At 34.5% G+C, this 26,228-nt stretch carries 20 protein-coding genes and 1 pseudogene; 15 read left to right on the top strand and 6 right to left on the bottom strand.

The window, feature by feature from the left end; all coding sequences use genetic code 11:
- Nucleotides 1-152 precede the first annotated feature (152 nt).
- Genes CCY16_RS04495 through secG form a run of 3 tightly spaced genes read right to left on the bottom strand, consistent with a single transcriptional unit; the run spans nt 153 to nt 2,551 of the window.
- Nucleotides 153-584: a nucleoside deaminase gene (locus CCY16_RS04495; protein ID WP_088415276.1), complete on the bottom strand. Its 432-nt coding sequence runs from the start codon at nt 582-584 to the stop codon at nt 153-155.
- A 27-nt stretch (nt 585-611) separates the two neighbouring features.
- Complete coding sequence (locus CCY16_RS04500; RefSeq protein WP_088415278.1) at nt 612-2,231, bottom strand: CTP synthase; 1,620 nt, start codon at nt 2,229-2,231, stop codon at nt 612-614.
- The gene (gene secG, locus CCY16_RS04505) at nt 2,231-2,551 is read right to left on the bottom strand and encodes a preprotein translocase subunit SecG (RefSeq protein ID WP_088415305.1); all 321 of its coding nucleotides are present in this window, start codon (nt 2,549-2,551) and stop codon (nt 2,231-2,233) included. Before secG ends, CCY16_RS04500 begins: the two co-directional genes overlap by 1 nt.
- A 173-nt stretch (nt 2,552-2,724) precedes the next feature.
- Here secG and CCY16_RS06850 point away from each other — a divergent pair.
- A pseudogene (locus tag CCY16_RS06850) lies at nt 2,725-3,286 on the top strand (JAB domain-containing protein).
- Nucleotides 3,287-4,669: 1,383 nt separating this feature from the next.
- Here the strand turns inward: CCY16_RS06850 and CCY16_RS04515 are convergent.
- Nucleotides 4,670-8,026, bottom strand: a complete 3,357-nt coding sequence (locus CCY16_RS04515) for a UvrD-helicase domain-containing protein (protein WP_088415280.1) — start codon at nt 8,024-8,026, stop codon at nt 4,670-4,672.
- An 80-nt stretch (nt 8,027-8,106) separates the two neighbouring features.
- On the opposite strand from CCY16_RS04515, the gene CCY16_RS04520 reads away from it, so the two are divergent.
- The 10 genes from CCY16_RS04520 to pstB all read left to right on the top strand — a co-directional run bounded on the left by CCY16_RS04520 (nt 8,107) and on the right by pstB (nt 14,437).
- Nucleotides 8,107-8,973, top strand: coding sequence for a 4-(cytidine 5'-diphospho)-2-C-methyl-D-erythritol kinase (locus CCY16_RS04520; protein WP_088415282.1), 867 nt, complete (start codon nt 8,107-8,109; stop codon nt 8,971-8,973).
- A gap of 3 nt (nt 8,974-8,976) precedes the next feature.
- Complete coding sequence (locus CCY16_RS04525) at nt 8,977-9,342, top strand: Mth938-like domain-containing protein (protein ID WP_179946080.1); 366 nt, start codon at nt 8,977-8,979, stop codon at nt 9,340-9,342.
- Nucleotide 9,343: 1 nt separating this feature from the next.
- Nucleotides 9,344-10,153, top strand: a complete 810-nt coding sequence (locus tag CCY16_RS04530) for a metal ABC transporter permease (protein WP_088415284.1) — start codon at nt 9,344-9,346, stop codon at nt 10,151-10,153.
- A 131-nt stretch (nt 10,154-10,284) separates the two neighbouring features.
- Nucleotides 10,285-10,494: a hypothetical protein gene (locus CCY16_RS04535; RefSeq protein ID WP_088415286.1), complete on the top strand. Its 210-nt coding sequence runs from the start codon at nt 10,285-10,287 to the stop codon at nt 10,492-10,494.
- Between the two features lie 5 nt (nt 10,495-10,499).
- A complete protein-coding gene (gene holA, locus CCY16_RS04540) occupies nt 10,500-11,510 on the top strand; it encodes a DNA polymerase III subunit delta (RefSeq protein WP_088415288.1) in 1,011 nt (336 codons plus the stop codon).
- Between the two features lie 299 nt (nt 11,511-11,809).
- Nucleotides 11,810-12,031 carry a hypothetical protein gene (locus CCY16_RS06500; protein WP_245800805.1) on the top strand — a complete coding sequence of 74 codons (222 nt, stop codon included), beginning with the start codon at nt 11,810-11,812 and terminating at the stop codon, nt 12,029-12,031.
- A gap of 123 nt (nt 12,032-12,154) precedes the next feature.
- Complete coding sequence (locus CCY16_RS06505) at nt 12,155-12,517, top strand: Fic family protein (RefSeq protein WP_245800806.1); 363 nt, start codon at nt 12,155-12,157, stop codon at nt 12,515-12,517.
- A gap of 178 nt (nt 12,518-12,695) precedes the next feature.
- Entirely contained in the window at nt 12,696-12,821 is a 126-nt protein-coding gene (locus CCY16_RS06510) for a hypothetical protein (protein WP_245800808.1), read from the top strand.
- Between the two features lie 66 nt (nt 12,822-12,887).
- A complete protein-coding gene (gene dapB / locus CCY16_RS04550) occupies nt 12,888-13,682 on the top strand; it encodes a 4-hydroxy-tetrahydrodipicolinate reductase (protein WP_088415289.1) in 795 nt (264 codons plus the stop codon).
- A complete protein-coding gene (gene pstB / locus CCY16_RS04555) occupies nt 13,679-14,437 on the top strand; it encodes a phosphate ABC transporter ATP-binding protein PstB (protein WP_088415291.1) in 759 nt (252 codons plus the stop codon). Before dapB ends, pstB begins: the two co-directional genes overlap by 4 nt.
- Nucleotides 14,438-14,970: 533 nt before the next feature.
- Here pstB and dxr read toward each other — a convergent pair.
- Nucleotides 14,971-16,140 carry a 1-deoxy-D-xylulose-5-phosphate reductoisomerase gene (gene dxr, locus CCY16_RS04560; protein WP_088415293.1) on the bottom strand — a complete coding sequence of 390 codons (1,170 nt, stop codon included), beginning with the start codon at nt 16,138-16,140 and terminating at the stop codon, nt 14,971-14,973.
- Nucleotides 16,141-16,238: 98 nt separating this feature from the next.
- On the bottom strand, nt 16,239-16,736 hold the full coding sequence (locus CCY16_RS04565; RefSeq protein ID WP_088415295.1) for a hypothetical protein: 498 nt from the start codon (nt 16,734-16,736) through the stop codon (nt 16,239-16,241).
- 405 nt (nt 16,737-17,141) lie between these two features.
- Here CCY16_RS04565 and clpB point away from each other — a divergent pair, with 405 nt between their 5' ends.
- From clpB to CCY16_RS04585, 4 genes are read left to right on the top strand one after another with little or no spacing between them, the layout of a single operon-like run.
- The gene (gene clpB / locus CCY16_RS04570) at nt 17,142-19,703 is read left to right on the top strand and encodes an ATP-dependent chaperone ClpB (RefSeq protein ID WP_088415297.1); all 2,562 of its coding nucleotides are present in this window, start codon (nt 17,142-17,144) and stop codon (nt 19,701-19,703) included.
- A 26-nt stretch (nt 19,704-19,729) separates the two neighbouring features.
- Complete coding sequence (locus CCY16_RS04575) at nt 19,730-24,463, top strand: NAD-glutamate dehydrogenase (protein ID WP_088415299.1); 4,734 nt, start codon at nt 19,730-19,732, stop codon at nt 24,461-24,463.
- 5 nt (nt 24,464-24,468) lie between these two features.
- Entirely contained in the window at nt 24,469-24,765 is a 297-nt protein-coding gene (gene tatB / locus CCY16_RS04580; protein ID WP_088415301.1) for a Sec-independent protein translocase subunit TatB, read from the top strand.
- Entirely contained in the window at nt 24,737-26,113 is a 1,377-nt protein-coding gene (locus CCY16_RS04585) for a PleD family two-component system response regulator (RefSeq protein ID WP_088415303.1), read from the top strand. Before tatB ends, CCY16_RS04585 begins: the two co-directional genes overlap by 29 nt.
- Nucleotides 26,114-26,228 lie beyond the last annotated feature (115 nt).

The following is a 26,228-nucleotide window of genomic DNA, read 5'->3' on the forward strand; positions in this document are numbered from 1 at the left end:
GGCTGATAATGTTGATACCAACACTATTGTCAAGTTTACTGGTCTTTCCATCAGTGAAATTGAAAGGATTGCAGGATTAGAAGACACTCATCAATTAACCTAACGCAGGCAGAATGATAGAATGCTATTAGGTGTATGGTTATACAAGAAATCTAATAATAATTGGTAGAGTCCCTCAATTTTTCAAAAAAATCTTTTAACAAAAAAGAGCACTCTGTTTCCAATACCCCACCATAAACTTCAGGTACATGGCTGCAAAATTGAAATATTTTAGCACCATTTTCAATTCCTCCACCTTTTGAATTATAGGCTCCAAAGTATAATCGTTTAATTCTTGCAAAGGAAATAGCTTGAGCACACATCGGACATGGTTCTAATGTTACGTACATGTCAGCATTACAAAGTACTGATGTTGAAAGCAATTCGCATGCTTGCCTGATCACTAACATCTCTGCATGTGCAGTTGGATCATTGGATGTATTATGTGCAAAAGAAATGATATCGTCTCCACTAACTATCACAGCTCCTATGGGAATCTCACCATTTTTTTTGGCAAGCTTAGCTTGCTCTACGGCAAACTCCATATATTGACACTTAAACACTTTCCTTTGTTAACCTTCTGTTTTTTTAATTTTATTAACTACTGCCTTAATGAATGATACAAAGAGAGGATGAGGAGAAAATGGCTTCGATTGGAACTCTGGGTGAAATTGAACACCGATAAACCATGGATGGTTTTCTAACTCCACTGCTTCTATATATGTTCCATCTTCTGACATGCCACTGCATATCAGTCCATTCTTCTCTAAATCATCTTTATAATCTAAATTAATTATGTATCTATGCCTGTGTCTTTCTGAAATAATCGTACCGCTATATGCACCTGCCATTTTAGAATTTGGATTTATATTACATTTGTATGCCCCAAGTCTCATGGTTCCACCAAGATCAACGTTTTTATCACCAGCTAGCTTAATGATTGGGTGTTTACAAGTATAAAACTCTTCAGAATGTACATCTTCAAACTTAATAACGTTGCGAGCAAATTCAATGACCGCAAGCTGCATACCAAGGCATATTCCAAAAAATGGAATATTATTTGTGCGGGCGTAACTTATCGCTAACATTTTACCTTCTATCCCATCGTCACCAAAACCCCCTGGAACAAGAATTGCATGAGAATTCTTTAGTTTATCCCCCATAAGCTTTTTGTTTATAGGTTTCCCGCTCTTCTCTCTTGAGTTAACCCAATTTATCTTTACTTCAATTTTATTACTAATTGCACTATGACTTAATGCCTCAACTAGTGACTTATACGTATCAGGAAATTCAATGTATTTCCCTACTATAGACACAGTAACTTCCTGCATTGGGTGCCTCATAGAATGCACTATTTGATTCCACCCAATCAAACTTGGTTTTGGTTTACTTAAATGAAAATGTTCCAAAACTTGTGTACCAAGTCCACATTGATTATATAAGACAGGTAGCTCATATATATGGCTTACATCAGGAGCGGATATTACATTAGATAAAGAAACATTACAAAGATTGGCTATTTTCCCTCTCTGATTATCAGAAATTTCTTTTTCACTACGGCATAATATAATATCTGGCTGCAGCCCTGCAAAATTTAGCTCTCGAACTGAATGCTGTGTTGGTTTTGTCTTTAATTCTTGCGCTACAGCAAGATATGGTACCAAGGTTAAGTGAATAAGAATAACTCTTTGTTTTCCGAGTTTATAGCTAATTTGACGTATGGCTTCCAAAAATGGTTGACTTTCAATATCACCTACAGTCCCACCAATTTCACATATCACAAAATCTAAGCCTTCCGTACCATTAAAAATAAATGACTTGATTAAATCCGTTACATGAGGAATGACTTGCACAGTTTTGCCCAGATAATCACCACGTCTTTCCTTTTTCAATAACTCATGATACATCTTACCAGTTGTTATATTGTCGTCTTTAGTTGCTTTAATTCCAGTAAAACGCTCATAATGCCCAAGATCCAAATCAGTTTCGGCACCATCTTCAGTAACAAATACCTCTCCATGCTGGGTTGGGCTCATTGTTCCAGGATCAATATTTAGATATGGGTCAAGTTTTCTAATGCGAACTTTAAAGCCGTGAGCTTGAAGAAGTGCACCTACACTTGAAGCAACCAAACCTTTGCCAAGTGATGAAACAACCCCACCTGTTACAAAAATAAATTTAGCTTCTTTCATCAATTCTCAAAGGGAACAGAAGTAGATTCATTTTCTTGTTGTTTTTCCAATATAATTTTCTCTGCTATCGATTTTTTATGTACATCTTTTGAACACAATCCTGACAATAGTAATGTATTCATAATAAACAACCCAGCAACTATGGCTGTTATTTTGCTAAGCGGATTCGCAGAAGATTTTACTGGAATTATTGAATTGAGTCCCTGCTGCGAATTGCTAAAGCCGCTTAGTGAGCTACTTCCTGGTGGCTGCAAGAGTACTAAAATTACTAATATAACAACCAATATTATTTGAAATATACTCAATACCATTATTAACATTATAAGTAGGGTTGAAAATAAAAATTCTAGGAACATAAAGCACATAAGTCAAGTTCTTATACGCACCTGTCATTCAAGTAGCCAGCATTGTGCGCTGGAAAAAAAAATTATTAAATATTTTACTTAAGGATCTAATTTCTTATTATAAGAGATACACAATGAGCGATTCATTAATGGTCAAAGATTATAAAAAGGGGCGCAGAAAGCGCCTGAGAGAGAAAATTGTTTTAGATAATAGACAATCGCTACTCAACTACTATGAAGTTTTAGAGCACATTTTGCACTTAACATACAGTAGAATTGACGTAAAGCCGGTAGCAAAGAGTTTGATAGAAAATTTTAGCAGTTTAAAAAGGATCTGCCTATAATCAATAATTAGAAAAAACTGCTTGATTACTTAAGAATAAGTATAGGAAGCCTCAATAAGGAAAACTTTCATGTCATTTACATAAATAAAAAATATTGCCTAATAGCGGAAGACCTGCAAAACATTAGTACAATAGATCAAACTCCTCTCTATGTCAAAGATATTATCAAGCGTGTTCTTTTGATTGGTTCAACATCCATAGTAATATCCCACAACCATCCGAGTGGAAATATACAACCTTCAAGTAGCGATATATCCCTCACTAGGTAGCTAGCAGAAGCTTGCAAAAGCGTAAGAATAGAACTAATAGACCACATGTTGTTACATTCAGTAGCTACTTTAGTTTCAAGGAAAATAGGTTATTGTAAAAAGCTTTTATAGCTACAGTAACTTAATTACTGTCATTCCGCTAGCAGTAGTGTAAACTTTTCAAGTAACATTAAAATGAAGTAGATGGCTGTAAAATTACTTGACAAACTTTGCCAGCTCTCTTACCGTGGTAATGGAGCTATTTCATATGACTTTCCAATCTGTGTAGATTAAAATGACAAGAAAGTCTTGTATTTGGTGTATTATTGTTTAATTTTTCACACTATATGCACTGTACGTCTTTATAAAATTGTAGGTTTTTAGTTATACAAGCTGAAACGCGCTTATAAAGTGTTTTAGGCATCACCCAACGCAAATTTTTAAAATAAAGAATTAGTGACTAGCTACTGCAGGCGTTTCTTGTCTTTTTTTTCTGCTTGGCAAGTTTCTTAAATATTTATAGCCCCAATCAGTTATTTTGAAAAACAGCTAAATTGTAGCGTTTAAGACTTAAAAAACGCCAATACTGAAAATAGACAATGACTGGGGTTTCTTTTACCTTTTTTCTGAATGGTTAAAAATTCAATCTACTTTCGTTATGGGACTTCTTGCCTGTCATGAAAGTAGCAGACAGAGCCGTTACGTGTTAGTGAAATCTATGTGAGATACGGCAGCAACTAGCTATTTACCACGAATGACAAATCAATTATAGTATATACTAAATTTTTAATAATTTATTAACACAGGTACTCAAAACCCTATTCACATACTTAGTAACTTTTATTATTGAAAAATAAAAAAAATGCTATATACTAACTATAGTAGTAGACTCTGGTAAAATTTATAGCAGATTCAAGTACTAATATAGCTTTCAGCAAAGAAATTTTACAGCATCTTACTGAACTATCCGAACTTACCAAGCAAGTCTGCTCAAGAATTAGCAGATAAACTACTTAGAGAAGCAGTTAAGCATGAAGAGGAAGGTATTTTATTATCTGTGGTTGCCGATGAATATGATATTGGAAGTGCAAAAAGACTAAAAGCAAGGACGTAGATTGAAATACACTATTATCTTCTTAGACAATGTTCTTGAGGAAGATCTTCTAGATCTTCTGAAAACAGTGGTCAAGGGTTGTAGATGCAATAAATGAGCGGCTTATAGTCGGTCCTACTAATCTTGGTAAATTTACGCCGCAACCTCAAAGGATGCAGAAGATTAAGAGTTGGTGATTACCGTATATATATTATGTAAACACCTTAGAATATGAAGTAACCATAGTTACATTAGGGCGCAGAGATAATATTTATGAGAAGGCTAGGAAAATACTGCATAGACATTAAACATATAACTGGTGGCTTTAAAAAAAGGAGAATTAATAGTGCTCGTGGCACATACACCAACTGGCAAGGCTTCAATCACATTCTCTTGCAATCAAGTTCCATCAAAAGTCAGATTGAATGGTTAAATCTTCCACCCAAATAACCATGCACTCTACCTGCTTGTTTGGACATATCTCTTGTACTAAGGTTTTATAGATCAACATCTGCTTTTTTATTTCATTTAATGAGGAAACAGAAACGTTACGGTGTGATTTATAGTCAATTATAATTGCTTTATCCTGCGTTATGCATAGCTTATCTAATCGTACTAATACCGGTTTGCCATTGATTGTTCCACTCAGTGTAATTTCTGACTTACCATCTAAGTCAAACAGGTAATCATATTTTTCATTAAAGGCTAATATTTTTCTATAAATTTCATCCTTATTTTTCCTTATGTTTATATTATCAAGATATTTTCTTATCCAATTTTTTCTCCTGTCTTTCTCTATCTTAGGCATATACTGCAATATGCTATGAATTATCAAGCCTCTTGTGTAGCCATCTGTCATCCCGGTGTTCCTTTCCTTGTCATCCCAGTGCGTGACACTGGGATCTAGTGAAGAAAAAGAATGGATCCTAGTGTCGAAGCACTGGGATAATAGGGGAGGATACTGGGATGGTGAAGGAGAGTGCTGGAACAAAATTGATAAATTCGGTGGAGGCGAAACAGCAGGAATGTTAAAATAATCACGTTTTTTGTAAATGTAAGGATAGTTTGCATTTACACATAATACCTCAACTTTTTCTTTAAATATTTGGTGTAACTCCATGTATTTCTTCTCATACGGCTCTCCATATTTAGTGATTAAATCATACCAAGAACCCTTTTGTACTGGCTCTTTACCTAAAATGTATAACTCATCCTCAGCACGCGTGAGTGCCACGTATAACAAACGCAAATACTCGCTATAATCCTCCAGTTTCTTTTCCCTTTTCACTTGGTCACAATAAGTGTTGTTGTTTTTTCCACACAAAAATGGTGCTCCCACCGCATCAAAAACAATGCTTTCACTGTTTCTTGGTACTGTATTTGTATCAACCAAAAATACTATGGGAGCTTGCAGACCTTTTGATTTATGAATTGTCATTATTCGCACAGCATTGCGTTCCAATTGCACATCATTTTTAATCTCCGGGTTATTTTCCTTTATCCACTGAACAAACGCTTGAAGAGATGGGTTTTCAAATCGTAACACAAGGTTCATAAATTCATCTAGGACCTCAAAGCATTCAAGACCTAGCCTTGCAGCAAATTTCTTCCTACCTGTGCGAAGTATATGTGTGAATAACATAAGAGGTGATTCTATGTGAGATAAGTTAATGAGATCGTTTAACTTACTATAGATATCTTCAGAATAACTCTGAAGTCTTTCCCATAACGACTGTTCTTTACGGTCATATGCAATGTTAAATAAATCATCTTCAGTGAAATTAAATAGTGGCGATTTTAAAGCATTTGCAAGAGCCAAATCATTTGTTGGAAGAAGTAAAAATTCAGTCAAAGCTATCAAGTCTTGCACAGCTATGTAGTCCATAATTCTAAAATAGTCCCGTCCTACAACTGGTATATTTGCTTTTTTAAGTTCACTTATTACGTAATCAACTAGCATATTTCGCTGTCGTACCAGGATCATAATGTCTCTTGGTTCTATATGGCGATTTTTAGCGACTAAAATTCGCCCCTCATTTAACCAGTTGTGAATTTTGTGAGCTATTGCCTGGGCAAGCAATCGATCTGTTATTATATAATCTCTCCTATGCATCAAATGAATTTGTAAAGCTTGCTGTTCTTCCTCTTTGCATCTTGGCAACAACGGCCAGATTTCAACGTATCCCTGATCATTTTTTCTATATGGAATATGTTTTATTTCACTGTCAACAAAAGATATCTCTTCACGGAAGTTGTTAAATAACCTATCTACAAGTGTTAAAGTTTCCGGAGTTGAGCGAAATGACTTTTCAAGCTGACATGATATCCAATCTCTACCACCAGTTTTTGTATGAAAGTATTGTTGCATGTAGTTGAATAGGTGAGGATTTGCCCCCTGAAATCTGTAAATAGATTGTTTTACATCACCAACAACAAACAAGGTTCGTTTTTTATCATTACAGATAAAAAATTCATCGCAGAGATTTGCTATAATTTTCCATTGACTGATGCTATTGTCTTGTGCCTCATCAACAAGAATGTGATCTATTTTTTGATCTAAGTTAAACAATATCCAGTTTTTATAATCTGGATTGCTGAGAAGATTTGTTGCTAAATCGATTATATCATTATGGTCAAGCAGTGCATTCTTTGACTTTTCACTATTATATAAATCAATATATACTTTAAATATATCCAGCAAACTACTGGTTCTTTTGAATATTTGATAAGAGTTTATATCTCTTACATGAGTAAATACTGCATGCTGAATATTTTCTACTACTTGCTCTGCACCTGGAAATTTCTCCAAAGTACTCTTCGTTATAATGGATGATATGCTTTTTTTCTCGCACGATTCTGACTTTAAAAATACTTTGACTAAGTTTTCTATGCTGATGTCATTCCAGCGCGCGGCGCTGGAATCTAATTTTTGGATTCTAGCATCAGCTACTTGGATAACAGGAGAAGATGTAAGATCAAGCATCTTGCTGTAATTCTGATCTCGTTTACTGCCTTTACTTAATATTTCGACTAATCTTTCTATTTGCTCAGTCGCTTCACTCTGTAAACCATGAATTTTATCTGGAGCACTCAGTTTACCTTTGACATATTCTAGATCGTTTACTGACACCGATCTTTTTATGCACAAAGTATAAAGCAAATCGCGTAACTTATTTTCATCAACCTCGGCTGCAATAAATTTTATACTATCTTGCACAGCTTCATTATGAAGTAATTTATCAAATACAATGGAGTGTAATTCCTTACATTCGCTCAGCGTACAATTTGGGACAATGCCAGCTTCTGCAGGAAAGCTAGAAATTAACTTATAACAAAAGGCATGTACAGTCTGTATAGTTAAATCAAGATTTTCCAGCTCAGAGAAAAGCCTCCTTGCTTGGATTAAATAATGATTAAATACTTCGCTATTTTTTATCTGCGGCCATCTAGATCTCAGTGTCGAGCACTGGGATGATAGGAAAGGCTGGGATGACGGGTGATGCTGAAGCAACAGTAAAGAGAGGTTTAGCTGTTCTAAAGATGCGACTAGTTCGTTATCTGAACAAACTGCCCATTTACTGAGTATACTGTGAATGCGACCTTCCATCTCGTTTGCTGCAGCATTGGTAAATGTTAAGCAGCAAATATTCCTTTTATTTTCTAGTAAAAGTCTTAATACTCTATCTATTAAGATTTTCGTTTTGCCTGTACCAGCGGATGCATTCACCCATACAGAAAAATTAGGATTTATGATATCTGGTTTCATCAGAAGTATGAAAACTGTAAAAAGTTGACTAAAATAGCATTATATGTATAATATTATAAGGTGTTAGTGAAGATATATAAATGAAAAGTTTTTGTGTAAAGGCTCCTGCAAAGATTAACCTTTTTTTGCATGTTGTAGAAAAAAAAGAAACAGGGTATCATTTGATCGAAGGCTTATTTGTCTTCGCTAATCTTTCCAACTTCTTGGAAATAAAAGTAGGTGAAAAGGATTTCAGGTATGACAATCCTATAGTCGAATTTGTAAATTCTGAGCTCAAAATAAGTAACAAATACAATACCGTAATGAGAGCAGTTAATCTATTACTTAGGCACGCTCCTGCACGTACTAAAGTCACTGTAAAGGTTGTAAAAAACATACCAACTTCTGCAGGTCTAGGTAGTGGTTCTTCAGATGCTGGAGCTGTGATACGTACGCTAGGAAAATTATGGAAAATTGATAGACCAATCCTAAATGAAATAGCTTTAAGCGTTGGTGCTGATGTTCCTGCAAGTATAGATAGTAAGCCAGTTTTGGTTAGAGGTATTGGTGAGGAATTATGTCATATTAATAAATTCTCCCTGCCTACAAATATAGTACTTGCAAAACCGAAAAAAAAGTTCTTGAGTACACCAGAAGTATTTTCTAAATATGAAGGGAACTTTTCCAAGCCAATTGAATGGAGAGATGACACTGAGAAAGATTTGTTAAAACTCCTTAAAGAGACAGAAAACGATCTTCAAGAAATAGCAATAAGTCTTGTCCCTGAAATTAAAGATGTGATATTAGCATTAGAGTCACAAGAAGGTTCCATACTTTCTCGTATGTCAGGTAGTGGTGTAACATGTTTTGGAATATTCGATAGTGAAGAAAATGCAAAAACTGCTGCAGTTAATATCAGAGAAAAGCAGCCAGAATGGTGGGTATGTGACGCTCAATTAATAGTTTGATTTATGGATATAATTCCTTTAGTTTCTAAGAGTAAAAACTTTATAAATGGCTACAGCGAAGGAAAATTTTTGGTGAATGATCAAGAATATCATAGCTCAATTATAATTTTTCCTGAAAAGGTGATTAAGTTAAAAGAAAGTGGTATAAATAGCAAGGAACATTTTAAATCTTTTTTAACAGAGGAAATAGAAATTTTGTTAATAGGTACTGGTAAAACACGCAATATACCAAATTCTTCAGTGAAGTCCTACCTTATAGAACAAAAAGGTTTAAATTTTGAATTTATGACAACTGACGCAGCATGCAGAACCCATAATGTTTTGATATCTGAAGACAGGTTTGTTGTTACTTATCTAAAGATAATATAGCATGTTTGAAATATTTACACAGGATTTCTTCATCAATAGCCTAATTGCGATAGTAATAATTAGCTTAGTAACAGGTGCTTTAGGGTCATTTATGATATGGCAAAGATTATCATATCTGGGTGATAGTTTGTCTCATTCTTCGTTGCTTGGAATTGCATTGGCTTTAATCTTTAAGATTAGCCCATCAATAAGCATAATGCTTATTGCAATTGTATTTGCTATACTACTTTCCCTTAATTTTAATAGGCTATATTCTGTTGATACAATATTGAACATCGTTACTAATGTAGTTTTATCATCAAGTTTAATACTTATGTCCTTTCTTCCATCAAGCAATAGTAGCATTATTAGTTCACTATTTGGCAACATATTAACACTGGAACAGAGTGATATAGTATTAATTTCTTTAACCTCAATAGTAGTTGTCCTGATATTAATATTTAGATGGCGTTATTGGCTAATAATCTCAATTAACCAAGATTTAGCAATAGTTGAAAAAGTTAATGTAAATTTGGTTAGGCTAGAATTTTTAATTACTCTTGCCATATTTATAGCAGCGTCTGCTCAATTAATAGGAATACTACTCATTGCTGCGTTCTTGTTGATACCAGCAGCATCTTCAAGGCTTATCTCAAAAACTCCAATGCAGATGATTATCGTTGCAACAGTTTTTTCTTTGATCTCTGGAATATCAGGGCTTATATTATCTGCAAGTTTTGACTTATTGACAGGACCTGCAATTATACTTACTGCAACTACATATTTAATCATTGCTTATTTTATAAGGTTAATGTTAAATAGATTAGCTTAATTTCATTTTCAAGTATTGATGATTTTGTAATGTATTAGTTATATGGTACAGCTACTTTAGGATTAAATAGTTTTTGCTATATTACCCTTATTATGGTAGCGATAAATTTTTAATTTTGTGGAGTAAACAATATGGCTGAAGAAGGTTTGTTTTCAAAGTATGTATCTCAACCTATGAAAAAGTTTTACCGCAAGTATATTCTCAGGGAAACAGATGTATCAAATGACACACAGAATACGGAGAGTGATACACATAGTGCTGTACAAGAAGATTCAGAATCTTTAGCTTACATACAGCAAAATGAATTAGCCACTCATATACATGACAATGATATTATATAGAGTGCATGAAGGTCACATCGTCTAAGATCAAAAAATTCCTGGAGAAACCAGATACTTTAAGTGGTGTATTAATTCATGGAAGTGATAATAGCAAAGTTGATTTTTTCACGCAAGAAATAGTTGCTAGTCTGAGTGAGTATTCAGTTCAGATGATGGATTTCGCAATGGTGAATAAGTCACCTGATCTATTACTTTCTGAGTTGGCAAACATTTCGATGTTTACTAGTAAGAAACTAATTAAGCTAATAAATGTAACTGGGAATATATCCAAAGAGTTAAAAAATGTATTGGATTACAATGCAGGTGGTCGTTATGTAATAATGATAGCAACTGATCTTTCATATAATTCCACAATTAAAAGTTACATAGAAAGCTCAAAAACTTTTGGCGTAATTGCTTGTTATAAGAATAGCGGTAGTAACCTTTACGATATTATATCAAGCTACTTGAAACGAAACGACATAAAATATACAAATGAGATAATTTACCACTTACAGTCCTACTTCAATTATAGCAATCTACCTATACATTCAGAACTTGAGAAATTAGTTTTATATCTAGGAGAGAGAAAAGATCTCAAACCAGCTGATATAGAGTTGTGTCTTTCAACTTTTAGCAATGATTATGTTACACCTGATAATTTGTGTTCTGCTATAGCAAACAAAGATATGGCAAATTTCATCAAAATTTCCGATACATTGATATTACAAGAAAATTTCTCACCAATAGGACTAATCCGTATTATATCAAATTATTTCCTACGCCTTGAGAATGTTTTGCTGTCAATACAAGGTGGAATGAATGAACAGGTTGCGATTGATCAGCTAAATCCTCCGTTGTTTTTTAAACAATTGCAAAGCTTTAAATCCCACCTGAAAATTTTTCAACTTTCAGAACTCAAGAAGATCTTAGAAAGCTTAATAAGCTTAGAAGTTACCTGTAAAAAAACTGATTTAGATCATAGAATGATTTTTCAACATGTACTGCAAATGGCTGACATTGGAACCTATAGCTAAAATAAGTAAGGTTTCCCTCGTCATACTGCAATTCATTCGTGGTATCTCATCATAGATTCTGCCAATAAGTAGCAGAATGATGGTTGTCAGTGAACCCAAGCTAGTTTAGTTAAGTTTTTCTTATAATTTCATCAAAATATTATATTTTGACACAAAATAGCTTTTGTACCCATCAACTTCAGTGTGCTCTCTGCGTTTTATGCTATTACTAATAGGATATTTTCGGATACAATCGAATATAAATAATTAGATAAAAATACGAATAGTTTGGCATTTCAAAAGTTGCAATAATACCTGAAATGCTGAAACTAATTACTGAAATTGATGAATTTAAAGGAGTATGGCAACTATTTGGTAATTTAGCTCCAGGATGTTTACAAATGTTCAAGAAAATTGTAACGACCGAAAGCATTAGTTCTTCTGCTTGTATTGAATGGGTAAAGCTATCAGACCATGAGGTTGAGCAACTACTATTCAAACTTGATACACACTCATTCCGTTCTCGAGATGAACAGAAATAGCCGGATATGCGTATGTGCGAGGAAAAGTATTCCAAAATTTTGAAAATACGCCATTTACAGAGAGCATTATAAAACAGTTTCATATTTGGCTTTTACAATTTTCACATTAAAGATCAGAGGTACATGGGAGAATATAAGAAATTTTCCAATCATGTTAAAGCGTTTGATGAATCTGGAAAGAGCTTAGGCATAATTTTTGAAATAGCTTCTCCATTTGAAACAGTGATACAAATGCGAGAACTTACTTATTGGACTAGCCAGCAATTAGAAGCGAAACCACTACAACCTCTGTTAATTACCATCATCTTTATAGTTACTTTTTTAGCTATCCATCCTTTTCAAGATGGAAATGGCAGGTTATCATGTATTCTCACAACTCTCTTGTTGCTAAAGTTAGGATATGACTACGTACCTTATAGTTCTCTTGAGAGTATAATTGAAAGTAATAAGGAGAGTTATTACTTAGCTTTGCGCCGTACTCAATAATCTTTAAAGGCTGGTAGCTATGACTTTAACCCATAGCTTATGTTCTTCTTAAGGTCACTACAAAAGAAAAAATCTCACCTCGAACAAAAGGTGTCAACATAAAAAAATGTTAAATTTCTATTTACTGTCACTTTCAGCTCAAATATTGGCTTTACTTAGCAAACATGAACGTCTTACAATGCAGGATTTAGAAAATATTACTAAAGCAAATCGAAGTACCTTAAAGAAGTATGTATCCAATCTTGTAAAGAGTAATCACATCACTCAGCATAGAAAAAAGAAGGCAGAGCAACTTGGTATATAGCTCAATAAGAAAATTTTATATCTTATAAAAATGACAAAGCTTTAAAAAAAGCCTAATATAAGCTTTATGAAAATCAAAGTTGGAGTAATAGGCTGCTCAGGTAGAATGGGCAAAAGGATACTCAATGAATTAATTACAAATACCCAAGTCGAAATAGCAGGTGCTGTTGCCCGTTTAGGCAGTAAGTATATAGATTCAGATATTGGGTCAGCTGTATACTACAGTTCCAATTTAGGAATTAAAGTTACAAGTTCTATTAGTGATGTATTTGAGTCATCTGACGTTGTAATAGATTTTACAACTAAGGAATGTATGTTAGCCTGCCTTAAGGCGGCTATGAAATTTAAAACACCGCTGGTTAGTGGTACAACTGGAATAGAAAGTATCAACTTAAAAGAGTATGCCGCTAAAATTCCGATATTATGGTCGGCAAACATGAGTGTTGGAGTTAATGTGCTGCTGAAATTGGTAAAAAAAGCTGCTGAGTTTTTGGATAATGAATATGACGTTGAAATTTGGGAAATGCACCATAACTTAAAAAAAGATTCACCATCTGGAACAGCTATAGAATTTGGCAAAGCAATTGCCAATGCTCTAAAAGTGGATTTTCAACCCTACCAACATTCACATAATAGTTCAAACATAAGAGAAAAGGGGAAGATAGGTTTTGCAGTATCTCGTGGAGGTGGAGTGGTAGGAGATCACAGTGTAATGTTTATCAATTCCGATGAACGAATAGAATTAAATCACAAAGCAATTGATCGCACAACATTTGCTAGAGGGGCTGTTCGAGCAGCAATATGGCTATATGAAAATAAAAGAGAAACTCCAGGGCTCTATTCAATGCAGGACGTGATATGAATAATACACATGCTTCTGTTAAAAATTTAAGTCTCTGGTATGGCTCTAAGCAAGCTTTATTTAATATAAATTTGGATATTTGCAAGAAAAAAGTTACTACTTTTATCGGGCCATCCGGGTGCGGTAAATCGACATTCTTGCGTTGTTTTAATCGTATGAATGACTATGTACCGGGGTGCAAAGTTGCCGGTAAACTAGATATTGACGGACTAGGTGATATATATTCACGCAACGTGGACGTTGTGCTACTTAGAGCAAAAGTTGGTATGGTATTTCAAAAGCCAAATCCTTTTCCAAAATCAATATATGACAATGTTGCTTATGGGCCAAAATTACACGGCATGGTAAAAAATAAACAAAAATTAGATGAAATAGTGGAGAACAGTTTAACTAAGGTTGGTTTATGGGAAGAGTTAAAAGATAGATTGCAAGACAGTGCACTAGATTTATCTGGTGGCCAACAACAAAGGCTATGCATTTCCCGTGCGATTGCAGTGAAGCCAACTATTTTGTTAATGGATGAACCATGCTCTGCACTTGATCCAATGGCAACTAACGCAATCGAAAATCTTATACAAGAGCTGAAATTAAGATTTACCATAATTATGGTAACTCATTCAATGAAACAAGCTAAAAAGTTATCTGACAGCATAATTTTCTTTTGTAATGGTAAAATTGTTGAATCCGGAAGTGTTCAAGAGATATTTGAAAATGCTCGATCTCCTTTAACAAAAGAGTATATCCTGGATCATTAAAATCTACCATCTCCATCATCCAAGTAGCTGAACAGGAAAAAGCACTGGCATGATACCTTATTTCTGTTATCCCAATTTCCTTCTCCTGTTGTCCATACCCCCTTCTTATCATGCTAGTGTGTGACACTATTTTCGTTTGCTCCTAAATTGCTTCAGCTACAAATTTTAAGAAATTTACTGAACAAAAAAAAGGCAAGAAAACCCGTTAGTAACTAGTTATTTATATTAACTTTATAAATCAGCATTTTTTACTGTTTCAAATGCTTTAACAAGTGCACTTCAGCTTATATTAGGTGAAAACCTTGAAAGTTTGTAAAGACATGAGGTACATATAGTGCAAAAAATTAAACATGAGACGCTAAGTACATCGAGTTTTTTGTTATTTTATCTGCACAGACTGAAGCTAAATAAATAGCTTCGATGTTACGATAAGGGAGCTGGCGTGGTTTGTTAAGTAAATTTTTCGTTTCTATCAGCTACCATGACAGTTTAAGAATTCTAACTGCAAACGCATTTTGGCAAGTCTAATTACTTTAGCTATACACAAGAACTTTATTTTTGATAATTTCTTTTGCAATAGCACGGCTTTCAAGATCAATGTTTATTATATCGGATAATGAGTTAATGTCAGTGTAACTGTCAAAATTCTCTACTGTTAACTTTACTACTTTTATTATCTCCAAAAAGTCAATTCGTGATTTTAAAAATTTATCAACAGCTACCTCATTTGCAGCATTAAGTACTATGCTATTTGTGTGTGGAGAGGAGGAATTTAACACTTCCATACTAAGCTTTAGCGCAGGAAAGCACTTATGGTCTGGTTCTTGAAAGGTCAATTTTTGCTTTGTTAAATCTAATTTATAACTCAAAGCTGACCTTTCTGGCCAAGACAGAGCATATGAAATGGGAATTGCCATATCAGCCTCTGCAAGCACAGCAAAATTGAAACCATCCTTATAAATTACAATTCCATGTATTATCGATTCAGGATGTACTATTGCTTCAATTCTGTTTGGGCTAATATTAAATAAATTATGTGCTTCTATTATCTCCAGCGCTTTGTTCATCATAGTTGCACTATCAACTGAGATTTTCTTTCCCATGTTCCAAGTAGGATGACTGAGTGCTTGACCTACTGTAACATTTCTTAATTGCTCAAGGCTATAATTCAAGAATGACCCACCAGAAGCAGTAAGTATAATCTTTTCTACAAATTTATTGCCATTCTGCAAAATTTGAAAAATTGCATTGTGTTCAGAGTCAATAGGAATTATCTGTACGTTTTTTTCTTCAGTTTTCTTAAGTAATAGTTTTCCACCACAAACAATACTTTCTTTGTTTGCTAGTGCGATGACTTTAGTACCACTTTCTATGACGTGCATTACTGGCTCAAGGCCTGCAATACCAACTACTGCAACAACTGAGAGATCAACGGGCAGAGAAGCAACATTTATTAGACCCTCAGCACCAACTTCTACTTTGATGCCCGTACCAAGTAGACTTTCTTTTAAATCTTTATAAAACCTTTCATTAGAGATAGCAACATACCTTGCATTTAGCAGTTTTGCTTGGCATGCCAGTAGAGCAAAATTCGAACAGGTACTGAGTGCTTCTACTTGATATTCTTCTTTTCTCTTTAATAGTAAATCTACAGTCTTTTTTCCAATACTTCCTGTCGATCCTAAAACTGAAACCTTTTTCACTAAAACGAACTCGCGTTAATTATAATAAATTAAGGAAAGGAGAAGCGTCCCTTCTCAACTATTTACGGTTATTCAGCGATTTCTAAGATTAAATTCATTTAATCACCAAGTTCATATCTATGGTCGTCACCAAAAGATGGTGAAGGACTAGGTGAAAAAGACTGACCATAGTGATCACCTGCATCATGCATGTTGTGTAAACCATCAGCATCATTAGCAATTTGGTCACTAGCATGTGGAAAATCATCTTGATGAGGTCCATCTTTACCATGAGCCATATCCATTCCTTCTAATGGCATATCTTCTTCATCTCCACCTGAAAAATATTCTGCAAGACTCTCAAAAAATTTTATGCCAAACATATTGCCTGACTTTCCAAACAACGTTGCAAGATTACCACTTACCAAACTTTCAAACACGTTGCTGTAAGCGGGAATTGCCCCCTCATGAAAGTTGAATAACCACTTCATTCCATCTACAATTGTTGCAGCAGAGTCACTGTGACCAAGACCAAAACCGCTCTTTTCTCCTTGGTGCTCTTGGTGGTGCTGTTGAGCTTGCCACTCTGCAATATTTGTACCTTGAGCTTCAGTCATAAGCTTTTATTCTAAACCTTAGAATATTATTCTACCATAAATATCACAAAATATCAATAAGGCTCTTGAATAACCATGTTTTAATGTATGTAGAAAACATGACACTTATTGAGTGCTTGCAGCATGTATGGCTTTTGCGCAGTCAATATCAAGCAAAAAAATAACCTGGCAAATTTCAACATAAAAAATACTTGACGAGTCTTGGTTACAGCATATTAACCTCAAGTTTTTGCAGCTTTTGGGTCTTTGTGGTGAAAAATGGTAATCATACATGCAGGTATAAAGTATTAGTTGTATATGTTAAGAACAACGATCATAGATTTTTACCTGATAGTGAACAATTTCTAGTTTTAAATTAAGAAAATAATTGCTATATATACCAGGAAATATGCGTTAAACTTTATTATGGACTTAAATAAATTTACCGAAAAAGCAAAAAGCTTAATTCAAAGTGCCCAAATGAAAGCATTGGGGACTGGGCATCAGGTTTTTATGCCTGAGCATTTACTAAAAGTGATGCTTGAGGATGAATCAGGTTTAGTTCAAGATTTAATAGGCGCCTGTGGTGGAAATGCGCAAAGTATTTCTGATGCTGTGAATAATGCAATAAAAAAGTTTCCAATAGTTAAAGGTCCAGGAAGCAGTAGCCTTCAACTCTCAAGAGAAGTAGCAAAAGTCTTTGAAGATTCAATTGGTATGGCTAGAAGGAACAAAGATTCATTTGTCACCGTTGAGCGTTTATTGCAGGGATTGACTGCACAAAAAAATGATACTGTAGGTAAAATTCTGGCAGAGAACGGCGTCACACCACAAAAATTAAATTCAGTTATTACAGAAATGAGAAAAGGTAGCAGTGCAGATTCGCCTAACAGCGAGGAAAATTTAAACGCAGCGAAGAAATATACAAAAGATGTTACGGAGCTTGCTATGCAAGGCAAGCTTGATCCCGTGATTGGTCGTGATGAAGAGATCAGAAGAACCATGCAAGTATCACTGAGGCGAACAAAGAATAACCCAGTGCTGATAGGTGAACCTGGTGTTGGAAAAACCGCGATAGTTGAGGGGCTCGCAAATAGAATTGTTGCAAGTGACGTGCCACTTGGTTTACATGACGCAAAAGTTTTAGCCTTAGATCTTGGTGCACTAATTGCTGGGACAAAATTTAGAGGAGAGTTCGAGGAAAGACTAAAAGCTGTTATCAATGAGCTTGCAAAAGCAGAGGGAAAAGTTATCTTGTTTATAGATGAGCTTCATACTTTAGTTGGAGCAGGAGCAACAAGTGGTGCAATGGATGCTTCAAATCTGCTGAAGCCCGCTCTTGCGCGCGGAGAAATTCGCTGCATAGGAGCCACAACTTTAGATGAGTATCGTGAACATATAGAAAAAGATCCTGCACTTGCAAGGCGTTTCCAACCTGTGTTTATTTCTCAACCAACTGAAACTGATACCATCTCTATACTAAGAGGTTTGAAGGAAAGATATGAAGTACATCATGGTATCAGAATCACAGATGGTGCAATAGTCGCTGCCGCAATGTTATCCAATAGGTATATAACAGACAGATTTTTACCTGATAAAGCAATTGACTTGATTGATGAGGCTGCAAGCAGGGTGAGAATTGAAATGGATAGCAAACCTGAGATTATTGATGAACTTGAAAGGAAGATTGTACAGCTAAAAATTGAATCAGAAGTTCTGAAAAAAGAACGTGATGAGAATTCTAAGCAGCGCCTAAAGAAGATAAATGAGGAAATCGAAAACCTAAACAGTAAATTTACTGACTTAAACAGTAAATGGCAAATGGAAAAAAATAAAATAGCTAGAATACAAGAAACAGCTGAAAAACTAGATAATGCGAGAAAAGAGCTGGAGTTAGCTCAGCGCAGTGGAAAATTAGAAAAAGCAGGAGAACTGATGTATGGTGTAATTCCTCAGCTTGAAAATGAATTAATGAATCAGGAGAAAGTTACCGATAGCTTCTTAAAAAAAGAAGTTACTGAAGATGATATTGCAAATATTGTTTCAAAGTGGACAGGAATTCCAGTTGATAATATGATGCACAGTGAAAAGGAAAAACTCCTTAGCATGGAAAATGAAATAGGAAAAAGGGTAATAGGACAAAAGGATGCAATAGAAGCAATAAGTAATGCAGTTAGACGCTCCCGCTCTGGTGTTCAGGATACTAATCGACCTTTTGGTTCATTCTTATTTTTGGGCCCAACCGGAGTTGGAAAAACGGAACTTGCGAAAGCCCTTGCTGAATTTTTGTTTGATGATCAATCATCACTTCTACGCTTTGATATGTCAGAGTACATGGAAAAACATTCCGTTTCAAAGTTAATTGGTGCACCTCCAGGATATGTTGGCTATGAGCAAGGTGGAAGATTAACTGAAGCAGTAAGAAGAAGGCCATATCAGGTAATCTTGTTTGATGAAATAGAGAAAGCGAATCCAGATATATTTAATCTATTGCTGCAGATTTTGGACGAAGGCAGGCTCACCGATAGCCATGGCAAATTAATTGATTTCCGCAATACTATACTAATTTTAACTTCCAATCTTGGCGCTGAGATAATGCTTAAAGGAGTTGCTGACTCTGTAAAAAGCGAAGTGATGCAAATAGTTAAATCAGCATTTCGTCCTGAATTTTTAAACAGACTTGACGAAATTATTATATTCCATAGTTTAACCAAGGACGACATTTATAAAATAATAGATGTTCAATTCCTTTATTTACAAAAAATAATTGTTAAGCGTAAACTAAGTATAAGTTTATCACAGGAAGCTAAAGAACTAATAGCACAAGCTGGCTACGATCCCGAATATGGGGTAAGACCACTAAAAAGGGTAATACAAGAATGCATTCAAAATAATCTAGCTAAGTTAGTTTTATCGGGAGAAGTAGCAGAAGGTGATAAATTAGTAGTGTACGCTTTTAATAATGAAATCTTAGTTAAAAAGGTTTAAGTTCATTGTGTATTTGCGTTAAAAAAATGTGTGTAGATTATAACGTTAACACTGAGTCTTTATTTAAGCTAGTTAATCAAGAAAATCAGAAAGAAAAGGCAAAGATTAAAGAGTTTATCAGATACTTTTATAATTTTGTTTATAATAGTGACTTAAAGATCAATGATAAATTCCTTTTATACGTCGTAGAAGATGCATATAACTTCATTTTCAAAAAAGAAAAAGAAGAAAGCAAATTGATGGTAAGTAATGTAAATGACATACCAGGAATAGAAGGCGATTTTACTACAATTAAGATAATAAATAACGATATGCCTTTCTTGGTTGATTCTGTTATTGCTACCATCAAGTCGCACAACCTAACCATATGTTACTATAGTAATAGTGTAATTAATATCCAAAGAAAAAGTGGCCTTATCAACGAGATTTGTAATTTGGAAGAGGATAATGGTATCAAGGAGTCAGTGATATATGTAATTATTAAAGGCATAAGTAATAGTTTTGTTGATACACTAAGAAAGTCCTTGCAAAAAACACTAAAGGCGGTCAATTGTGTTGTAAAAGACTGGCCATTGATGCTCAAGAGGCTTGATGAGGCAAAAGATCTTCTTTCCATTGCCCAAGCAGTTGACACTGAGATCCAACCAGCACCCTACACTGGAATGATATCAGGTGGAGATTTTCTGGTCTGGCTGAAAAATAATAACTTCGTATTTTTAGGTTATCAAGAACGTATTGCCGACAAAAATGGAAAGCTTGTTCCTAATGACGAAGAAAATCTTGGGTTAATGAAAGCAAGCAGAGAGTATCAGAACTCATCGATTTCCTCTAAGGGCTTATATTCTTTATACATATTAAGATCAGATCTAACCTCAATAGTTCATAGGCGTACATACATGAATTGTATAGGTGTAAAAGAATCTAATAAGCAAGGTAATGTAGTAAAGGAACGGCATTTTTTCGGGTTATTCACTTCTGTAGCAGAGGTTCAAGACATTCGAACTATTCCATTAATAAAGGATAAAGTTAAAACAATAGAAAAGAGAGCAGGGTTTTTACCTGGTGGCCATAACAATAAAGCTTTAATCTCTATTTTACAAGCATTCTCCTGTGGTGAGCTATTCCAATCAAATGAAGATGAGTTATTTAAGGTTTGTATTTCAATTATGTCTCTTGCAATTAGGCCAAGAGTCAAATTATTTTTAAGAAAGGTAGGAGACTTTATTAGTTGCATAGTGCTGATACCGATGCGTTATGCAAGTGCAAGGTTAATGTTCAAGATACGCGATATATTAAAGGATGAAATAAGCGCAGCAAGTTCAGATATTTACAACAATCACATTATCAATGAATATGATTTAATGAAGTTGCACGTAGTGCTAAAGGTTAAGTATGCTCGTGTTTTTGACGATGAAGTTTTGCGCATCGAAAATAAATTAAGAAATATTACGGAAAAATGGGAAGACCGTTTTATAGATAATTTATATAACACTCTTAGCACCGTTGAAGATATATTCATCCTTTATTGCAAGGCATTTCCGATAAGCTATCAAGAGAGTTTTGAACCTCACGATGCATATTATGATATGAAAAAATTGGAAATAGTGAGGAAGAAAGGAGCTAGTGAAGTTGATTTAAGGCTTACTCGTGATAATCTCAATTACCAATTAAAAGTTTACACTCCGGGTAATGGAGGCCTTGAATTGTCGAAAATATTAAGAATCACTAAGAATTTGGGAGCAAAGATTCTATCCCATAACGGTTATTATATAGAAATCAATGGTGGAATATGGATACACCATTTTGTGTTGTCAAGAGTCGACGAATTGATAGACAACATTACTCTAAAAGAACAATTTGAAATAACGCTTGCGAAAGTGTTTAGAATGGAAATTAAAAATGATCATTTCAATAGCTTAATCATTATTGCTGGTCTGGAATGGAAAGAAGTGCTTTTAGTGAGAGCGCTAAGTGCTTACCTAAAGCAGATGTCATTTAACTATAACCCAGAATATATTCAAAAAGTAGTCTCAGAATATCCAAAAATAGTAAAGTATTTGATACAGCTATTCCATGTAAGATTTGATCCTAGCATAGATATTGATAGAGCAGAAACTACAGACATTTTCAGAGAAAAAATCGAGGAACTCTTAAAAGAGATCAGTAACGTTTCACATGATTACGTCTTGCGCTCAATATTTAACTTGATAATGGCTATTTTAAGGACCAGTTACTATCAAGACGATAAACCCCACTTATCTATAAAATTTGATTCAAGTAAAATAAATGGTCTACCAGATCCACGTCCATATCGCGAATTGTATGTTTATTCAAACCTTTTTGAGGGAATACATTTAAGAGGAGGGAAATTAGCACGTGGCGGTTTAAGATGGTCAGATAGGACAGAAGATTTTCGTACTGAAGTTTTAGGACTTATGAAGGCTCAGATGACGAAAAATGCAGTCATTGTCCCTGTCGGTGCAAAGGGTGGATTTGTAATAAAGAAAGTGTATAGAGATAAAAATATATTAAGAGAGAAAGGCGTTGAGTGCTATAGGGATTTTATCAGAGGCATGCTTGCTATTACTGATAACATAGTTGATGGTAAAGTAATTCCACCAGAAAACGTCGTTAGATATGACGAAGATGACCCATATTTAGTAGTTGCAGCGGATAAAGGCACTGCCTCATTTTCTGACTATGCTAATCAGATAGCCCATGAGTATAATTTTTGGCTTGGTGATGCATTTGCATCCGGTGGGTCAGCAGGTTATGACCACAAAAAGATGGGTATTACGGCTAGAGGAGCGTGGATTGCAGCACAGAGGCACTTTTGGAAGATGAATAAGGATATTTATCAGAATGTAGCTGTTGTTGGAATTGGAGACATGGCTGGTGACCTATTTGGAAATGGTATGCTGCTTTCAAAAAATATACGTTTAATCGGTGCATTTAACCATATGCATATTTTTGTTGATCCAAATCCTAGTGCAGAAAAGAGTTTTGCAGAACGTAAACGCCTTTTTGAGTTACCATTTTCAACTTGGATGGACTATAACAAAGATCTGATTTCCCAGGGCGGGGGAGTATTCGAACGCAGCAGCAAGCAAGTAAATGTCTCTCAAGAAATGAAAAAGTGCTTTGATATAATGGAAGATACGTTATCTCCGAGTGATTTGATTCGATATCTGTTGAAAGCAAAAGTGGATTTCATATGGAACGGAGGAATTGGTACGTTTGTTAAAGCAAGGAGTGAAAGCCACGATATGGTAGGTGATAAAGCAAACGATGAATTAAGGGTGAATGGTGAGAACATTAGAGCTTCTATGTTTATAGAAGGTGGTAATCTTGGTTGCACGCAGCTTGGAAGAATAGAATATGCTGAAAGAGGCGGATATATCAATGCAGATTTTGTTGATAATTCAGCAGGAGTAATATGTTCTGACCTTGAAGTTAATATCAAAATCGCATTCGTCTCAGTTATGAAGGGAGGTAGTATTTCTTTGGAAAAAAGGAATGAAATACTGGCTAGCATGGTGGATGAAGTTGCATCTAAGGTACTTGAAGACCATAACAGAATTGAAACAAAAGCATTACTTTTTGAGTGCTTGCAAGCTAAAGAAAGGTTGGAGCAGCACCACAGGTTATTACTCAGTTTGGAAAAATCTGGACTATTGAACCGAAGTGTAGAGTTTCTTCCAACAGATGAGGAAATAGCAAGAATGTTAACTGGAGCTGGGGGCTTTAGCTCTCCTCAGCTTTCTGTTTTAATGTCCTATTCTAGAACAGCAATAAAAAATGAAATTATACATTCTGACTTGCCTGAAAAAGATTTCTTGTGCCACGATTACTTATTAAATTACTTTCCACAAAAGATGGTAACGGAATTCAAGGATTTCATATTAAAACACCAACTTCGCAGGGAAATCATTTCCACTTGTATTGTAAATGATGTAGTGAATAGAATGGGATGTATATTCATTAATAATTTAGTTGAAAGTACTGGAATTAAAGTGTATGAAGCGGTTAATGTGTATATTGTTGTTAACCACTTATATAGTTTAAATAGCCTATGGCAAGAAATTGATAAATTGGATGGAAAGATTGATATTAACTCATACTTGCAAATAGTGAGAAATGTACAGAAATTTATTGGTAGAGTATCATTTTGGTTAGTAAAAAATCTCGGCAAACTTAGCTTTGTGGAGCTAGATGATGTTACAAAATTTAAAGATGCAATTGAAACTTTAGGCCAGAATTTAACTGACGTTCTAGACGAACACCTATTAAAAACCTATAACCATGGATCTTCTTTTTTAGTAGAGCTCAATATAAATAAAGATCTAGCAAGAAAAGTTGCTGACCTATGTGTTCTTGCTTATGCACTAGATGTTATATCCATTGCTGAGCAAACGTCCTTGTCTATCCTTGACGCCGGTAAAATATACTTTGAGTTAAAATCACTGCTGAGGTTCGATCTGATTAGGACAATTGCTATTAAGATAAAAAGTTATTCTTCTTATTGGGATCGTAGTTTAATTAACGATTTATTGGATGATTTAAGCAATTACCACTATAAGCTAGCCGTCAAAGTTATAAGGGCAACTGATAACTACGAAAATAAGGTTCAAACCTGGGCTTGCAATGATAAGGATTACATAGAACGTTATAACAGTTTTTTAGATGAAATGATTGCTTCCAAACTTGATTTAAGCAAATTAATCTTTATAATTAGAAGAATTAAAGTACTTGCTTTATAGGAAAAATGTTTAGTATAGGTCTTTCAGAAATTTTAGTTGTAGTTTTAGTTAGTATAGTTGTTCTTGATAAAAATAAGGTACCTGTATTCATTGACCTTATTAAGAATACATATAGGTATCTTACAATCATAAAATCAAAAGCTAGAAGATTATTGAAAGATGCTGGAATTGAAGAGTTATGTAAAGAGTATAACACCGAGAAAGTAAATTACATAATTGGTAAAGATGGTAAACTTTATCCTACTTACAATATAGACAATACACCTAAAGATAATGACAGCGAGGATTCTAGTAGTAGATGACGTGCCATCTAATGTTAAGCTTTTAGAAGCTCGATTAAAAGCAGAGTACTACACGGTTATTGTAGCTCATGATAGTGAAGAAGCTATAGATTTAGTGGCAAAGCAACAGCCTGACATTATATTACTCGATATCATGATGCCAAAAATAAACGGCTTTAAAGTTTGTAAGAACTTAAAGAGCACCCCATTGACAACCCATATTCCAATAATTATGGTGACTGCGCTGCATGACACTCACGATAGAGTGCAAGGCATTAACGCTGGTGCAGATGATTTTCTAACTAAACCAATAGATGAAACTGCCTTATCTGCAAGAATTAAGTCTCTCACACGCCTAAAAATGGTTATAGATGAACTACGTTTAAGAGGAGAAACTAATGCTGAGATTTGTGGGATAGCAGGAAGCAGTATTATGGATTATTCTAATCAGATCTTTGACTCTAACATACTTGTTGTAGATGAGGATATCTTTCAAGCAGAGCAGATACATAATGTACTAAAGCAACGCTTTAAGTTAATTAACATACTGAACGATCCAATGGAGGCATTGAAGGTTGGTATTGAGAACAACTATGATCTAATTATCTCTGACATGCAATTTTCAAAAACTGACGGCCTACGTTTATGTTCTGAGTTTCGTAGTAAAGTAGAAACACGCTATACACCAATTCTGATCCTTTCTGAAGATTATAATAAAAACAACTTAGTAAAAGCACTTGACGTAGGAGCTAATGATTACTTAACAGTGCCCCTGGATGAAAGTGAATTAATAGCAAGAGTCAATTTACAAGTAAAACGCAAGAGATATCAAGATGCTTTGAGAATGAATCTATTCAACAATGCAGAAATGTCTATAAAAGATCCGCTTACTAACTGTTACAACAGAAGATATTTTGATGCACACTTAAGAAACATTATTAAAGACTCTGTAGAAAAAAATAGAAGATTATCTCTTATGATACTCGATATAGACTATTTTAAGGTAGTAAATGACGATTTTGGACATAGTGCCGGGGATGAACTTTTAAAGCAAATACAGAAGAGAATTTCTGAAAATATCAGAGTGACAGATTTGTTAGCTAGGTTTGGCGGTGAGGAATTTGTTGTTGTAATGCCAGATACCAATATATTAGATGCATACATTGTTGCAGAAAGGATACGCGAAATTATTGCTACAGAACCTTTTATACTCTCGGATAAAAACACAACACACAATGTGACTGTAAGCATCGGGGTTGTAGAAATGCAAGAATCTGATCTTGATAATATTGAAAAATTTATAGTACGCGCTGATAGATATTTATATAAAGCAAAAAATAGTGGCAGAAATAGGGTGGTTATTAGCTAACTCAGAGTATGATTACATAGAAATCACCATTAACGAAACTTACAATAGGCTTCTTGCAAACCATATAGTTTTTGCCTAGCCATCATTTAGGTAACTTATAGAAATACAAAAAACT

This window comes from Wolbachia endosymbiont of Wuchereria bancrofti (assembly GCF_002204235.2).
In the GTDB taxonomy this organism is placed as follows: Bacteria; Pseudomonadota; Alphaproteobacteria; order Rickettsiales; family Anaplasmataceae; genus Wolbachia.